The sequence below is a fragment of the Natronomonas sp. genome (assembly GCF_047616845.1).
Lineage (GTDB): Archaea > Halobacteriota > Halobacteria > Halobacteriales > Haloarculaceae > Natronomonas.
The window spans coordinates 1-14,975 of the sequence record NZ_JBLGBY010000005.1 but is presented as its reverse complement, the minus strand read 5'-3'; the positions used below and the strand labels follow the sequence as shown (position 1 = coordinate 14,975).

The window sequence follows — 14,975 nt, the reverse complement described above, 5'->3', positions numbered from 1 at the left end:
GATCGAGCGCGAAGCGCTCGATACCGGTTCTCGGCAAAAACTTGGGGGAAATATGCGCGAGAGCCTCCAGCCGCGCCCTCCGGGCGCGTTAGTCGGCTCTCGCTACGGCGACTCGACGGCTCCGCCGTCTCGTCGCCGGGAACCACGAGCGCGAAGCGCTCGCGGATGCTACACCGGATACTTCGAACTCGCTATGCCCGACGGAATAACCCTCTATCGCGCCCCGACGACCGAAGTCGACGCGGACGCTATCGCCGAGTGGCTCCGCAAGCGCATCGACTGTGCAGTTGCCGTCGACGACCGCCTGCTGGGAGAGCTCGCTGACGAATCGCTCGCCGAAGCGTTCGCGGAGGCGCGTGTCACCTCGCCGTACGAACGCGAGACGGGCAACACGATGTCCCGCGGGAGCGGAGCGAGCGCGGGGCAAGGGACATCGCGGAGCGATGGCCCTATGTTGGGTATCCGACGTTACGAAGAGCGCGCCCTGGAGCATCCCGAACGAGCCGGCGGCGTCATCTACGACGGGCTCGCAGTACAGGACGCACTCCGTGAGCGTCTTGAAACGCCGCTCGACCACTTGCACGTCCCGCTTCTCGACCGCGTCGTTGGGACGTGGGGCGACCACGACGCTCGCTGGCACAAACGCGTGTCTGTCCTTGGCCAGCCCGCGGTCGTGAGCGTGCCCGGTCTCTACGAGGCGCCAGCGAAGCCCGAGTCCTACTACAAGACCAAACAGCAGCACGCGCTTCTGGCCGGCGACGCGCCGCCGCGTGAAGTGCTCGAAGAGCAGGTCGACGGCGATTTCCTCGTCGATGGCGACCCCCGAACGACCGAGGCGCTGAAGGGGTACGTCCTTGCCGCGTATCACTACCTCGAGACTGGCGAGGCGTTTTGCGAGAACCCCGAGTGCCGGCTGTACGACGCCCACCGACAGCCGGCACTCGTCGAGGCGCAACTGCGCGACCCGCCGTTCTGTGCGGAACACGCCGCCCGCTACGAGTGACGGTTCCCGCTTGTTCGTCAGTTGAACCAAAACCACCATGCCCGCAGGGGCACAAAGAGGTGTAATGACTCGCCGGTACACGCCAACGCGGCGTCGGCTGCTGAAGGCCGCCGTCGCGACCGGCGGTGCAAGCGCACTGTCGGCGTGTCTCGACCTTTCTGCTGACTCCGACCCTGTCCCGAAGGGCGTCGACGACCCGTCGCAACTGGAACCCCGCCAGCACGCCTGGAACGACGTGCTCGAAACGGACGACCACGGCAACCACGCCCTCCCGAGACATCAGACGTTCCTCTACGTCACGCTCGATGCCGACGGCGAACCGACCGATGACGACCGGACGCAGGTGGGAGAAGCTCTGTCGATGCTCGACCGCGCCTACGAGCGGTCGCCGGCTGGCCTTATCCATTCTATCGGCTACACGCCGGCGTACTTCGACCGCTACGGCGCCCCGCCAGAGGGCGTCGACCTCCCCGAACCGCGGGCGTTGTCGAACTTCGAGAACCCCACCTTCGACACGCAGGACGCGTTGCTCCATCTCGCCTCCGACCGCGCTGACGTGGTGCTCGAAGCCGAACAAGCGCTGTTCGGCGACAAAGCGGAGGCAAACGGCATCGATGCGGTGTCGTTCCCCGGCACGGTTGACGACCGACGGACGGGCTTCATCGGGCGCGGCATGCCCGCCGCACGGCAGGACGAGGTCGATGGCATTCCGGACGACGCCGACGTGCCCGAAGCGTCGAAACTGTTCATGGGGTTCAACGCCGGCTTCGTCGGCAATCAGGCGACCGAGGAGGCAATCGAGATCGAGTCGGGGCCGTTCGCCGGCGGCACGACGAAACACGTCGCGAAACTCCAACAGCGTCTCGACCGCTGGTACGAGGACAACGACCACGACGAGATGGTGAAGAAACTGTTCAGCACCCATCTCGCCGACGATATCGAGGGTGTCGGCGACAACGTCGGCAGCAACAGCGGTGTCGTCCCCGAGGAACTCGAGCAACTGGTCGAGCAGGCGCGCGACAACGGCGCCATCGGCCACGCCCAGAAGATGGCGCGTGCGAACCGCGACGAGTCGGGCAACCCCAAGCTGGTTCGCCGGCACGTCGAATCGACCGACGAGAACATCGCGAGCCTCCATTTCCCGAGCCTCCAGACGGAGATTTCGTCGTTCGAAGCCGTCCGTGAGGCGATGAACGCGGCCGATGTCGTCGAGGAGACGCCCGCGATTCGCCAGCGCGTCAACAACGGCATCCTCCGGTACATCTTCGTGAAGAACCGCGGCAATTTCCTCGTGCCGACGCGGGAGTTGCGGGCGCTGCCCACGCCGACCGGCGGGGCGTAGAGGGTTACAAATCGCCGTCGACGAGGCGCTCTTTTTCGTTCCGGGAGAGCTGTTTGAGTTCGTACTCGCGGCTCATCGCCGCCGATTTCGAGTCGAAGGGTTCGGTGTAGACGAGTTCAACCGGTGTCCGTCCGCGGGTGTATTTCGCGCCGTCGCCGGCGTTGTGTTCGCGGAGGCGTCGCTCGACGTTGGTGGTGTAGCCGGTGTACAGCGTCCCGTCGGCACACTCGACGACGTAGACGTGATGGCCGCCGCTACGTGGCATTACAGAAACGAGGGCACCCTGTGTTTGGAACACGGTTCCACGGACACACGGCCGTCACTCATGTCCGCGCTCTCTCGAGACCTCGGCGATTCCGGCGTTCGCGGAGCAGTTGGGACACGCATGCACCTGTCCCCGTTCGTCCGCGAACACGCGGGCGAACCGATCCGAGACGTGCGCGTCACAGTGGTCACACCTGGGCATTATGGCCGCCGACGTGGGTATCCATTGTCGGCAGTTGTCATACGGCCTCTATACACAAATACCCTCGGTGAACCATAACACGCTGCCGATATCGGGGATCACGGCTCCGCACGAGCCGCCGACACAGAGCGTGCGATGAGGCCGGCCTGAGCCCCCGCAGTGAACCCGGCATCGATGTTGACGACCGTGATTGGTGTACACGACTGGATCATCCCGGAAAGCGCCGCCTCACCGTCGCCGCCGTGGCCGTATCCGGTCGAGACCGGCAGCCCGATGAGCGGCACGTCAACCAGTCCGGCGGTGACGGTCGGCAGGGCGCCTTCCCGGCCCGCGGCGACGACAAGGGCGTCGGCCGCTCGTATCTCGTCCAAGCGGTCGAACAGGCGGGCGATACCCGCGACGCCGACATCGTCGATGAACTCGACGGTGGCGCCCATCTCATCCGCGACGACGGCGGCCTCGCTGGCGGCAGCCACGTCCGAAGTGCCGGCCGTGACGACGGTCACCGTCGCGTCGAGGGCTGGCGGTTCGTACGAGGGAGCGTGGACGACGAGGGTGTGTGCCCGGCCGTCGCGTTCGATGTCGGCGTCGGGAAATTCCTCGGCGAGTCGCTGCCGGCAGGCCGCAGCGGCCTCGTCGTCGGCCCGCGTCACGAGCGCGCTGCCGGTCGTCTCAACTGCCGTGACAGTCATTTCGGCGGTCTCTTCGGGCGTTTTCCCCTCGGAGAGGATAGCCTCGGGGATGCCGGTGCGGGCCTCCCGAGCTGCGTCGAACCGCCCGGCGCCGGAGCGGGCGTAGCCACGAAGCTCGGCTTCCGCCTCCGCGGGAGAGACCTCACCTGTCGCAACCGCATCCAATATATCGCGCATACATCCGCGTTCGTGTCCCTAACCACGAAACTGTCGGCTCGCGGTTGGCGTCAACCGCGATTCAGTCGAGGCAGCCATAAAAATTAGATGAAAGGGCGAATGAACATCTGGTTCATCCCGGTTCTTCACGGCTAATCGGCCGTTAGAAGCGGCCAAATGGCACTCTTTTGGGAAATTATATAAGGGGGCCGGATAAACCGCGGCCTGTATGGCAGACCTAATCGTCAAAGCTGCTGTGAAGGAAGCGCTCGATGATATGAACGTTGCCTCCGACTTCTACGACGCCCTCGACGAGGAGGTCGAGGAGCTCCTCGAGGACGCCGCACGGCGTGCCGAGGCAAACGACCGGAAGACCGTCCAGCCGCGCGACCTGTAAGGTCGAGGCTGCTCTGTTTTCTTTCGCGCTACCGGTCAGCGACGGCTATCGGCAGCGCCAGCGTTACTCCCGGTTGCGAACGTCAACGCTGTCACCGGTACCGACGTGTATCTCGTCGGCCATGTCGATAAAGAGGCCGTGTGCGACGACGCCCGGGATGGCAGCGAGATCGGCCGAAAGCGCCGCAGGCTCGGCAATCGCGCCGAAATCGCAGTCGATGACGAGATTGCCGTTGTCCGTGACGACTGGGCCGTCCTTCCGCTCTGCGGCCCGCAGCGTCGGAACGCCGTCGAGCGCTTCGAGGGTGTCCTCGACGACGGGGACGGCGTCGGGTAGCACCTCGACCGGCACGGCCACGTCGAGCGTCGCGGCGAGTTTCGTCTCGTCGGCGACTACGAGGAAGCGGTCAGCCGCGGCATCGACCAGTTTCTCGCGGGCGTGAGCCGCGCCACCGCCCTTGATTAAGTCGCCGTCCGCGATACGGTCGGCACCGTCGATGGCCACGTCCGGCGTCGCCTCCTCAAGCGTCGTCAACGGAACCCCGACCTCGCGGGCCAACTGTCGGGACTGATATGAGGTCGGAACGCCGCGGATATCGAGGCCGGCGTCGACCCGGCGGCCGAGAGCCCGAATCGCGGCCGCGGCTGTCGACCCCGTCCCCAGGCCGACGACCATCTCGTCGACGACGGCGTCGGCGGCGCTTTCGCCAGCGCGGCGCTTCGCCTCGTCCGAACCGCCGGTCTGTTTCATGTGCGTCTCTCGCACCGATACGGAAAAAGCACTTGCGGTGACGACTCCGAGAGACGCGTATGGAATGTACCTACTGCGGGAGCGACCTCGCACACTACGACCCGGTGTTCGTCGAAAAGACGGCGGACGGCGAGCGCGTCCCCGCGGGCGCGTTCTGCAACTACGCCTGCCTCGATGCCCACATCGACGACGCGGAGCTCACCTACGGCGCCGCCTGCCAGTGGTCGCCGGACGAATAGGTTTTCACGGCCGGCCGAGAGCTGTGGATATGTTCGGAACGAGCGGCATCCGGGGCCCCGTCGGTGAGGAGGTAACCGCAGCGCTTTCGCTCCGCGTCGGGCGGGCGCTCGGTGCCGAAACCGACCGGGTCGTCGTCGGCCGCGACCCCCGCGAGAGCGGCGCCCTGCTCGTCGATTCGCTTGCCGCCGGGATTCGAGAACTCGGCACCGATGTCGTCGATATCGGCGTGGCTGCGACGCCGACGGTCGCCAGAGCCGTCGCGTGGGAGAACGCCGACGCCGGCGTGTCGGTCACGGCGAGTCACAATCCGCCGGAAGATAACGGACTGAAACTCTGGCAGCCGTCCGGCCAGGCGTACGACGCCGAGGGACGCGAGCGCATTACGGCACGCATCGAGGCCGACGAGCCGGAACTGCGGCCGTGGAATGAGTTAGGCGAGCGCGAGATTGCCGACGCCGCCGAGCGCCACGTCGACACGCTCGTCTCGGGGAGCGAAGCGACACTCAACCTCGACGTGGCTGTCGACCTTGGGAACGGCGCCGGACGCGTCAGCGTCGATGCGCTGGTCGAGACCGGCTGCCACGTCGAGACGGTGAACGCCCAGCCCGACGGCCGGTTTCCGGGCCGGCCCTCCGAACCGACCGCCGAGAACTGCGAGGCGCTCGCGACGCTCGTCGCGGAGGGCGAGTACGACCTCGGTGTCACCCACGATGGCGATGCCGACCGGATGCGGGCGGTCGCCGGCAACGGCACCTTCCTTTCGGGGGACGCTCTGCTGGCGCTGTTCGCGGCCGATGCTGCGGAACCGGGCGAGCGGGTCGCCGTCCCCGTCGACACCAGCCTCGCCGTCGAGGACTACCTCGCCGAGCGGGATATCGGCGTCACGCGCACGCCCGTCGGGGACGTCTACGTGGCGGCGGCCGCGACCGAACCCGACGTCGCGTTCGGCGGCGAGCCGTCGGGTGCGTGGATCTGGCCCGACGAGACGCTGTGTCCGGATGGGGCGCTCGCCGCACTTCGAGTCGCCGAGATGGCTGCCGAGGAGCCACTGGAATCGCGCCTCGCAGCACTTCCGTCGTACCCGATTCGGCGTGCAAACGTCGAGGTCGAGAGGAAGCGGGACGTGATGGCGAGCGTCGAAACAGGAGTGTTGGACGACTACGACGACGTTTCGACGCTCGATGGCGTTCGAGTCGAAACGGAGCGCGGGTGGTTCCTGATTCGAGCCAGCGGCACCCAGCCGCTCATCCGGGTGACCGCGGAGGCTCGCGAGGAGGCAGACGCGAAGAAACTCCTGGCGGAGGCCAGGGAGCTAGTCGAGAGCGCACGCTGACGGGGAAAGCGGCGGTGAGAAGGAACGCAGCTGCTGTACCGTGATTCCGTTGCGATGCCAGTCAGGTGCGGCGGGTCGAGCGCGCTTCACGGACATCCGACCCGTCGCGGATCTTGTCTTCGCACTGGGGACAGACGCGCGGATTCTCGATTCCGTTCGGCGTGAAAACCCGAGCATATGCTGCCGTTACGAACGCGCCGCAGTTCTGGCATTCCGGCATACACCACTCGAAGAACCCGACACACATAATTATAGTGTGTTACCGGCCCCCGTAGCATCTTCGGAAACGTGTCGAAGCGGCCGTCAGTCGGCCCGATTGCTTCGTGGCGGTGGCTCAGAGCAACTCGAGCAGCGCATCGATATCGCCGTCGGTGTTGAACGCATGTACCGACGCCCGGACGTCGCCAGACGGGATGTCGCGAACCACAACGTCGTTTTCCTTGGCGTGTTCGACGAATCCCTGGGCGTCGTCGACCTCGAAGGCGACCAGCCCGGATTCGTATGCCTCGGGCGATTTCAGGCGGTCGTCCAACCGCGATTTGAGCCGGTCGGTCAGGTTCTCGATTCGGGATTCGATCCTGTCCATACCGAGCGATTCGATGATGTCGATGGCTTCGACGAGCCCGGCGTACGGTGCGACTGCGGTCGTCGAAACCTCGAAGCGACTGGCGTCAGGCTTGAAATCGAGCCCTGGGCCAGTCGGGTCGACCGCGCTCCGGGAGCCGATATGGCGCGGCTGGAACTCGGAGAGTGATTCCGGATTGATGTAGATGAATCCGGCCCCCCACGGCCCGAGCAGCCACTTGTGCCCCGACGCACAGACCGCGTCAGCACCCCACTCGGTGACGTCGACGGAGTGTTGTCCCACCGTCTGGACGGCGTCGACGACGACCAGGGCACCGGCGTCGTGAGCGATGTCGACCGCCTCCTCGATGCGGAGCCGGGTGCCGTGCAGCCAGCTTTCGGAGCTGAGACAGACGAGCCGAGCGTCCGCGACGGCCTCCGTGTACGCATCCATCGGGAGCCGGCCGTCGGGGCAGGGAAGCGTCACGACCTCGACGCCGCGGTCGCGCTGTCTGCGCCACGGCAGCACGCCGGAGGGGTGTTCGAGGTCGGTTCGGACGACGCGGTCGCCGGGCTCCCACTCGATGGCGTTGGCGATGCGGCTGAGCCCGTCGCCGGTCGAGGCGACGAGAGCGATATCAGCGGGCCGACAGCCGAGATGGGTCGCAAGCGACGCACGCGCCTCCTCGCGGAGGTCGGCCGCTGCGTCGTAGTGGCCGACTGAACAGGCCTCGTATTCATGTGCGCGCTGGGCCTCCTCGACCGCATCGAGGACGCGTCGCGGGCTCGGGCCGCTCGCACCCGTGTTCAGGTAGGCACACGACTCACAGGCTGGGATGTCAGCACGGAGCGCCGCAGTGTCCATGGGATGGCTTCGGCGGCCAGCCCAAAGGCTCTGCGGCTGTCGGGGCCAGCCGAAATCTGCAAAGGGCCACCCCACGTCGAAGCGAGTATGCCAACGGTCGCGACCGACGGAACGACGCTGTACTACGAGGTGTCGGGAGAGGCCGACCGGCCGACGGTCGTGTTCGTCCCCGACGCTGGCTTCGGGCCGTGGCTGTGGGGCTGGCAGGCACCGGGGCTCGCCGGGCCGTATCAGACGGTCGTCTACGCCGGGCGCGGAACGGACGGCTCCAACGCCGACGAACCGTACACCGTCGACCGGTTCGCTGCCGACCTGGAAGCCGTCCTCGCCGACGCAGGTGTGCGCCGGGCGCATATCGTGGGGGCCGGCCTCGGTGGAATGGTCGCGCTCCGCTACGCCCGCGAGTACGGCCGCGCACGCTCGCTGTCGGTGTTCGGCGCCGCCGAATCCGGCGACCGGGTCGACAGCGATGCGCTGGCGGCGCTGCACCCCTCCGACCCGACGCGACTTCGGGAATCGCTTTCCTTTGCGTTCTCCGAGTCGTTCTTCGCCGAAACCGGCCTCGTCGACCGCATCGTCGAGTGGCGGCGCGAGGAGGACGCGACCGGCGACGCGCTGGCCGGCCATCTCGACGCCGTCCAGGAATTCGAAGCCGAGCCGCTCTACGAACTCACGCTGCCGACGCTCGTCTGTCACGGCGTCGACGACCCAATCGTGCCGATGGAGGCGGGCGAGGAACTGGCCGCAGACCTGCCACGGGGGCGGTTCGAGGCCGTCGAGGGGAAACGGTGCTGTTTCATCGAACACGCGCCGGCCGTGACGGACGCGCTTGACGATTTTATCGACGCGAGCGTCGCTAACGGCGATTGAGCGGCGATTCGGCCGATACGTGGCTGTCACAGATCGCCGCGAATCGGGCCAGCGGCGCGGCGCTTTTGTGCCTCGGAGCGATACGGACGACTGATGCGACCCCGAATCGCGCTGCTGGACGCCTCCCACGGCGACCCGAACACTCCGCGGAACTTCCGGCGGGAACTCGACGCCGACCTGACCCGGTTCGACGCCAGCGGCGGCGAGCTACCGTCGAGCTTCGAGTTCGACGCCTTCGTCGTCACCGGGTCGCGGTCGTCTGTGTACTGGGAGGAGCCGTGGATCGACGAGACGCGCTCGTGGGCGCGGACGGCCATCGACCGCGGGCTGCCGGCGCTCGGCATCTGTTGGGGTCACCAGCTACTCGCCGACGCACTCGGCGGCACGGTCGAAGACATGGGGGAGTACGAACTCGGCTACCGGACGGTGCGGCACACGGGCGACCGCCTCTTCGAGGGCGTCCCCGAGTCGTTCACGGTGTTCACGACCCACTCAGATGCGGTCACGGAACTGCCCGACGGCGCCGAACGCATCGCCGAGAACGACTACGGCATCCACGGCTTCCGGCACGGCGACGTCTACGGCGTTCAGGCGCACCCGGAGTACGACGCCCGAACCGCCGAATCGGTCGTCCGGGGCAAAGACCACCTTTCGGAGGAGCGCATCGAGGCCGTCTGTGCGGGCATCACCGAGGACGCGACTGCGGACGCGACGGCGGCAAAGCGCGTGTTCGACAATTTCTGTGCGACGGTCCGTGCCGAGGAGACGGCAGCGGCCGACGACTGAATCCGCTCCGCCGATTCGGACGTATCAACTCCCGGCCCGTGTGCGAGCGTTTTTGATGGTACAGTCCAACAAACAGCCATGCTTGATTATCTCAGCCTGGAGGCCGACCTAAACGAGGAAGAGCGGATGGTTCGCGATACGGCTCGGGAGTTCGTCGAAGAGAACGTCAAACCCGACGTGGGCGAACACTGGATCGAGGGCACCTTCCCGAAGGAGCTTATCACCGAGATGGGCGAGCTGGGTTTTTACGCGCCGAACCTGGACGGCTACGGACTGCCAGACCTCTCGGAGCGCGCCTACGGGCTCCTGATGCAGGAACTGGAGGCCGGTGACTCCGGGCTCCGGTCGATGGCCTCGGTGCAGGGGGCGCTCGTCATGTACCCGATTCACTCCTACGGCAGCGAAGCGCAGAAAGAGGAGTATCTGTGGGATCTCGGCACCGGTGAGACGGTCGGCTGTTTCGGCCTCACCGAACCGGAACACGGCTCGAACCCGACAGCGATGGAGACTCACGCCGAGAAGGACACCGCCGAGCACGGCTCGGCGAGCCCTGCGTCGACCGAGGCGACACAGGACGGCGACGAATACATCCTCAACGGCGCGAAGACGTGGATTACGAACTCCCCGATCTCCGACGTCGCGGTCGTGTGGGCGAAAGACCGCTCGGACGACGACACGGTTCGTGGCTTCCTCGTCGATACGGACACGGACGGCGTCACAACGAACAAAATCGAGGAGAAGCTCTCGCTTCGTGCCTCCATCACCGGTGAAATCCACCTCGACGACGTCCGAGTCAACGAGGCTGACGTGCTCCCCGGCGTCGAGGGGATGAAAGGCCCGCTGTCCTGTCTCACGCAGGCGCGGTTCGGCATCGCGTGGGGCGCCGTCGGCGCCGCCCGCGACTGTTTCGAGACCGCACGGCAGTACGCCACCGACCGCGAGCAGTTCGGCGGCCCCATCGCCCGCTTCCAGCTCCAGCAGGACAAACTCGCCGAGATGGCAACCCAAATCTCGCTCGCCCAGCTGCTCGTCTACCGGCTAACCGACCTCAAGGAGCGCGGCGAGATGCGCCCCGAACAGGTGTCGATGGCGAAACGAAACAACGTCCGGATGGCACGCGACCAGTCCCGAGTCGCCCGAGAGATGATCGGTGGCAACGGTATCACCGCCGACTACTCGCCGATGCGGCACATGACGAACCTCGAGACCGTCTACACGTACGAGGGCACCCACGACATCCACACCCTCATCCTCGGTTCCGACCTGACCGGGTTCCAGGCCTTCGAGTAACGCAGTCGCCCGATTCGGATTTTGATTACTCGGTATCGGTGAGCGCTTCGAACGTTTTCTCGGCCCACTGCACCGCGTAGGGCGCCCCGTGTTGCCGGTAGGCGCTCGTGTCCAGCGCGTCGAACGGCGTCGGTAAATCGAGGCCATGCTTGAGGGCGCTGCAAGCGAACTCCGCCGCGTCGGCGAACTCCGTTCGGCCACGGGCGATGTCGCTCGGAAGGTCGGTCAAGCGTGGTTCGAGCCGTTCGCCGGCGTCGACCCACTGGTCGTAGAGGCCGGGATAGTCATCAGCCCAGTCCTCGAACACCTCGCGGCTATGGAGACCGACGTAGGCGTCGAACAGGGCGACCGCGAGCTGGTAGGTGTCGGCCGACGACAACGGAACGGCGTCGTCGAGGGCGCGATACTCGTTCTCGAAGAAGCCGAGGAACTGCTCCGGAAGACCGAGGCCGATTTCGACGAACGCCTCGGCGACGAGGAAGTCGATGAACGCTTCGGGCGACCCCTCGAGTCGCGGTTTGAGAAACACCGTCGGCGGGACGGTCTGTCGCGTCCACGCCACGCCGCCGTCACCCGGCGCGCCGATGGTGAACTCGTCGCCGGCGATGCGATGCAGTGTCTCCGGGGCGTCCGCGTGCACCCACGATTCATCGTAGTCGAGCGGGTCGATGCTGTCGACGATGGGAAGGAGGTTCTCGGCGACCGACGGCGGAATCGTCTCGAAGTCGCCGTCGCTGTCGAGGACGAGCGCGTCGGGCGCGTGCTCGTCGCGAACCCCCGCCAGCTCGCCGGACACCTCGCGGCGCTCGAACATTAGACGGTGATTACTGCAAGCAGCAGGAGGCCGACGACGAGCGACACGCCGAGCGCCCCGAGTACGACCTTGGTGGCCTGAGTCATATGCGTGGGTTCCGGCGGAATTCGTTTAAACCCTTCAGTTCGCCCGCGCCGGAGTTATGCGGGTGGCCTGCGCGGAAGGGGTATGGAACGACGCCACGTTTCGGGTGGAACCGAATGGGAGCCGAAGGTCGGCTACTCGCGAGCGACGCGGGTTGGAGACCGCATCCTCGTTTCGGGCACAACGGCCACCGACGAGGACGGGAATCCCGTCGCCCCGGGCGACCCGGCGGCACAGACCCGGCGGGCGCTGGAAATCGTCATGGCGGCAATCGAGGAGGCAGGTGGTCGTCGAGAAGACGTCGTCCGTACGCGAATTTACGTGACTGACGCCGACGACTGGGCGGCCGTCGGCAGCGTCCATGAGGAATTCTTCGGCGACGTTCGGCCCGCCTCAAGTATGGTTGAGGTGTCGAGACTCATCGGTTCGGAGTACGTCGTGGAAGTCGAAGCCGAGGCCGTGGTCGGCGCTGGCGAGAGTTATGATAACTGAGAGCTCCATATGAAACAAAGGGGTTCGGCGGTAGGGGGTGAGGGAAGGCGCTTTTTGAGCCGCTTCAGATTCAGTTGTCGAATCGCGCCTGCACGAACGGTTGGGCGTCCTCAACCTCGCCGACGCGGGAATCCGACAGCAGGACAGCCTCGGTTTCGTCGAGAGGCACCGAGAGGCTGATTTCTTTCGTGCGGCCGTAGCGACCCTTCGAGACGACGACGGCGTTGACGATACCGAGCATGTCGAGTTCGCTGATGAGGTCGGTGACGCGGCGCTGCGTGAGAACGTCGGCGTCAATCTCCTGGCAGAGCCGCTTGTAGATGTTGAACACCTCGCCGGTGTTGATGTTGTGGACGCCGTTCTTCTCGAGGAGGATGGTGGCGTAGAGGACGAGCTTCGATTGGGTCGGGAGGGTGCGGACGACCTCGACGACACGGTCGAGTTCGATCTTTTCCTGGGCATGGCGGACGTGTTTCTCCTCGACGTTTTCCGTGCGGTCGCGTTCTGCGAGTTCTCCAGCCGTTCGGAGAAGGTCGAGCGCGCGTCGAGCGTCACCATGTTCCCGTGCGGCGAAGGCTGCACACAACGGAATGACGTCGTCGGTCAGAATCTCGGGTTTGAACGCGATTTCCGAACGGTGCTGGAGGATGTCACGGAGTTGCGTCGCGTCGTAGGGCGGGAAGACGATCTCCTCCTCACCCAGCGAGGATTTGACACGGGGATCCAGGAAATCGGTGAATTTCAGGTCGTTGGAGATGCCCATGATAGAGACCCGGGAGTTCTCGAGTTCGGAGTTCATGCGCGAGAGATTGTAAAGGGTATCGTCGCCCGATTTCTCGACGAGCTTGTCGATCTCGTCGAGCATGATGACGACCACGCGCTCGTGGTAGTCGACGGCGTCGAAAAACGTCTGGTAGACGCGGTCGGTCGGCCATCCGGTCATCGGGACGGGCTCGAACTCCTTGAGGTCGTCCTCAAGGTCGCGAATCTCGGTTTCGACGCCGGCCACGCTGTCGAATTCGCTGTCGGCGAGCGCATCGGGGTCTTCGGCCGCCTCGTCACGGAGAGTTTCGAATTCGTCGAGGCGCTCTTCGATGTACTCCTCGTTCTTGTCGATGAACTTGTTTGCGAGCTGTGCGAGGACGCGATACTGGGTGTCCGTCACTTCGCAGTTGATGTACTCGACTTCACACGGCACCTCGTACTTCCGGGAGGTCGTTTCGAGTTCCTCGCTGACGAACTTCGCGCTCGCGGTTTTTCCCGTGCCGGTCTTTCCGTAGATGAGGATGTTGGATGGCGTATCGCCCCGGAGCGCGGTGACGAGGATGGTCGCCATGTTATTGATCTGATCCTCACGATGGGGGAGTTTATGCGGGGTGTAGGAGGGTCGGAGCACCTCCTTGTTCTCGAAGATGGGTTCGCCTTCGAGCAGGTCGTCGAAGAGCCCGCGGGAGGCCTCGTCGGCCTCACTTTCTGAATCCGCGTCGAGGTCGAGATCGTCCAGGTCGACGTCGCCGGAGAAGCCGTCGACGCTCCGGTCGGCGGTCGCCGTGCCGACGTCGGCGAGTGGGGAGTTATCGGCGGTATCGCCCTCTGAGGCGGCGGTGCCGTCTTCCGAAGACCCCCCTGTTTCGACTGGAGAACCTTCATCAGAGAGCGTTGCGTCGACCAGTTCGTCCGGGGAACGGTCGCCGCTGTCGGTCGGTGCCTCGACGGCAGGGTCTGGGTTCGACGATACGTCGGAGTCCGGTTCTCGGTGCTCGGTGGAACCCGATACGTCACGCTCGTCGTCTGTGTCCTCGTCGGCCGGTGTCTCGGTTGAAGTTGAATCGTCAGTCATGTTTCCGTACCCCCCTATTTCGTGTGGAACTATACTGCGCGACGACCGAGCGTGGCGTATGCGGGTGGTAGAGGCCCATTGCGGCACGAGGGCTCGAATCCGGTCGTCCAGTTGATGCAGAGGAACCGATGGTGGAATATCATATTAAACGTTGCGGTCACGAACAAAGAATCGTCCTCAGGTGTCGATCTGAACGAGCCCGTGAGAGGCTGAAAGTCGCCTGTAACAACGTAACACTCCCCATGTGAGAGTGGTTTCTATCGCGGCCGGCGCGAGCTTGATGTCGATGTGCCGTGTACCACTGTACAGTGATTGATGGTTCAGCTTGGCGGGGGACGCGTGGATCAGCACGTCGTTGAGAGAGCCACGAAGGGGCTCAACTCGGTGGGAAAAATCGAGAAGTGAAATCTCCAGTTGATGCACGGGAAGCGGGGGAGAGTACCCCCACACCCCTTCGTTTCGTGTGGAACGGAGAGAAGGTGGGGTGGGGTCGGTGAGATAGAACTGAATCTAGAGGAACAGCTTTATTACACATGCCCCATAACCAAAGCCGCACTAGAAAAGAAACAGATGTGTAAATTTCTTCTATTGTCTAGTATTATCTAGTATTGTCTAGTGTTCTACATTTATATGGCGACTAGTCTAGTTTTATTGAACAGAACTCCCTACGACAGCCTGTCGCTGAACACCCCTCCCCCTCCATTTCCCGACTCCACCTGAAACGAAGGGGTGGGGGTGTTCACCCCCTCCACGTCCAATCGAGGAACCCCGTGTCCGGTCGAGTATCGCTCACTGAGCGATCTGGCCAAACGCCCCCTACCAACGCCTGGTCTCCGCTTTTGACAGCTGACACCTCCCATCGCCATCTCGTTCGGCTTGATGCCACTTCCCTCCACACATCGCCACACTCGCCCTCATCGTGCGTCAGATGAAGCGACGTGGAAGCGATGTGGAAGCGGCGTGGAAGCGACGTGGAAGCGGCGTGGAAGCG

15 protein-coding genes are annotated in these 14,975 nt (G+C 64.9%); 9 read left to right on the top strand and 6 right to left on the bottom strand.

The genetic code is table 11. The features are described 5' to 3' along the window. Nucleotides 1–193: 193 nt before the first annotated feature. On the top strand, nucleotides 194–1,003 hold the full coding sequence (locus tag ACI8UR_RS01925; protein WP_411714044.1) for a DUF7001 family protein: 810 nt from the start codon (nucleotides 194–196) through the stop codon (nucleotides 1,001–1,003). A 64-nt stretch (nucleotides 1,004–1,067) separates the two neighbouring features. Next, nucleotides 1,068–2,345, top strand: a complete 1,278-nt coding sequence (locus tag ACI8UR_RS01920; protein ID WP_411714045.1) for a Tat pathway signal protein — start codon at nucleotides 1,068–1,070, stop codon at nucleotides 2,343–2,345. A 4-nt stretch (nucleotides 2,346–2,349) separates the two neighbouring features. On the opposite strand, the gene ACI8UR_RS01915 is transcribed toward ACI8UR_RS01920, so the two are convergent. Together ACI8UR_RS01915 and larB are read right to left on the bottom strand one after the other, a co-directional pair. Further along, entirely contained in the window at nucleotides 2,350–2,610 is a 261-nt protein-coding gene (locus tag ACI8UR_RS01915) for a GIY-YIG nuclease family protein (RefSeq protein ID WP_411714046.1), read from the bottom strand. A gap of 299 nt (nucleotides 2,611–2,909) precedes the next feature. After that, nucleotides 2,910–3,680, bottom strand: a complete 771-nt coding sequence (gene larB / locus ACI8UR_RS01910; RefSeq protein ID WP_411714047.1) for a nickel pincer cofactor biosynthesis protein LarB — start codon at nucleotides 3,678–3,680, stop codon at nucleotides 2,910–2,912. Between the two features lie 208 nt (nucleotides 3,681–3,888). On the opposite strand from larB, the gene ACI8UR_RS01905 reads away from it, so the two are divergent. Then, nucleotides 3,889–4,056: a DUF1931 family protein gene (locus ACI8UR_RS01905; RefSeq protein WP_254858004.1), complete on the top strand. Its 168-nt coding sequence runs from the start codon at nucleotides 3,889–3,891 to the stop codon at nucleotides 4,054–4,056. 63 nt (nucleotides 4,057–4,119) lie between these two features. Here ACI8UR_RS01905 and rpiA read toward each other — a convergent pair whose 3' ends face one another. Next, entirely contained in the window at nucleotides 4,120–4,806 is a 687-nt protein-coding gene (gene rpiA / locus ACI8UR_RS01900; RefSeq protein ID WP_411714048.1) for a ribose-5-phosphate isomerase RpiA, read from the bottom strand. A gap of 59 nt (nucleotides 4,807–4,865) precedes the next feature. Between rpiA and ACI8UR_RS01895 the strand changes: the two genes are divergently transcribed. Together ACI8UR_RS01895 and glmM are read left to right on the top strand one after the other, a co-directional pair. Continuing rightward, nucleotides 4,866–5,045: a hypothetical protein gene (locus tag ACI8UR_RS01895; protein ID WP_411714049.1), complete on the top strand. Its 180-nt coding sequence runs from the start codon at nucleotides 4,866–4,868 to the stop codon at nucleotides 5,043–5,045. 29 nt (nucleotides 5,046–5,074) lie between these two features. Then, entirely contained in the window at nucleotides 5,075–6,379 is a 1,305-nt protein-coding gene (gene glmM / locus ACI8UR_RS01890; RefSeq protein ID WP_415087500.1) for a phosphoglucosamine mutase, read from the top strand. Between the two features lie 334 nt (nucleotides 6,380–6,713). On the opposite strand, the gene ACI8UR_RS01885 is transcribed toward glmM, so the two are convergent. Beyond that, nucleotides 6,714–7,808 (bottom strand): aminotransferase class V-fold PLP-dependent enzyme, encoded by a 1,095-nt coding sequence (locus tag ACI8UR_RS01885; RefSeq protein ID WP_411714051.1) that lies wholly within the window; start codon nucleotides 7,806–7,808, stop codon nucleotides 6,714–6,716. Nucleotides 7,809–7,895: 87 nt separating this feature from the next. On the opposite strand from ACI8UR_RS01885, the gene ACI8UR_RS01880 reads away from it, so the two are divergent. The 3 genes from ACI8UR_RS01880 to ACI8UR_RS01870 all read left to right on the top strand — a co-directional run bounded on the left by ACI8UR_RS01880 (nucleotide 7,896) and on the right by ACI8UR_RS01870 (nucleotide 10,754). Further along, nucleotides 7,896–8,678 (top strand): alpha/beta fold hydrolase, encoded by a 783-nt coding sequence (locus tag ACI8UR_RS01880; RefSeq protein ID WP_411714052.1) that lies wholly within the window; start codon nucleotides 7,896–7,898, stop codon nucleotides 8,676–8,678. Nucleotides 8,679–8,771: 93 nt separating this feature from the next. Further along, a complete protein-coding gene (locus ACI8UR_RS01875; protein ID WP_411714053.1) occupies nucleotides 8,772–9,464 on the top strand; it encodes a type 1 glutamine amidotransferase in 693 nt (230 codons plus the stop codon). A gap of 78 nt (nucleotides 9,465–9,542) precedes the next feature. Further along, a complete protein-coding gene (locus ACI8UR_RS01870) occupies nucleotides 9,543–10,754 on the top strand; it encodes an acyl-CoA dehydrogenase family protein (protein ID WP_411714054.1) in 1,212 nt (403 codons plus the stop codon). Nucleotides 10,755–10,779: 25 nt separating this feature from the next. On the opposite strand, the gene ACI8UR_RS01865 is transcribed toward ACI8UR_RS01870, so the two are convergent. Next, nucleotides 10,780–11,568: a hypothetical protein gene (locus ACI8UR_RS01865; protein ID WP_411714055.1), complete on the bottom strand. Its 789-nt coding sequence runs from the start codon at nucleotides 11,566–11,568 to the stop codon at nucleotides 10,780–10,782. 168 nt (nucleotides 11,569–11,736) lie between these two features. Here ACI8UR_RS01865 and ACI8UR_RS01860 point away from each other — a divergent pair, with 168 nt between their 5' ends. Then, nucleotides 11,737–12,144 (top strand): RidA family protein, encoded by a 408-nt coding sequence (locus ACI8UR_RS01860; protein ID WP_411714056.1) that lies wholly within the window; start codon nucleotides 11,737–11,739, stop codon nucleotides 12,142–12,144. Between the two features lie 70 nt (nucleotides 12,145–12,214). Here the strand turns inward: ACI8UR_RS01860 and ACI8UR_RS01855 are convergent, their stop codons facing one another. Next, entirely contained in the window at nucleotides 12,215–13,984 is a 1,770-nt protein-coding gene (locus ACI8UR_RS01855; RefSeq protein ID WP_415087497.1) for an AAA family ATPase, read from the bottom strand. Between the last annotated feature and the right edge of the window lie 991 nt (nucleotides 13,985–14,975).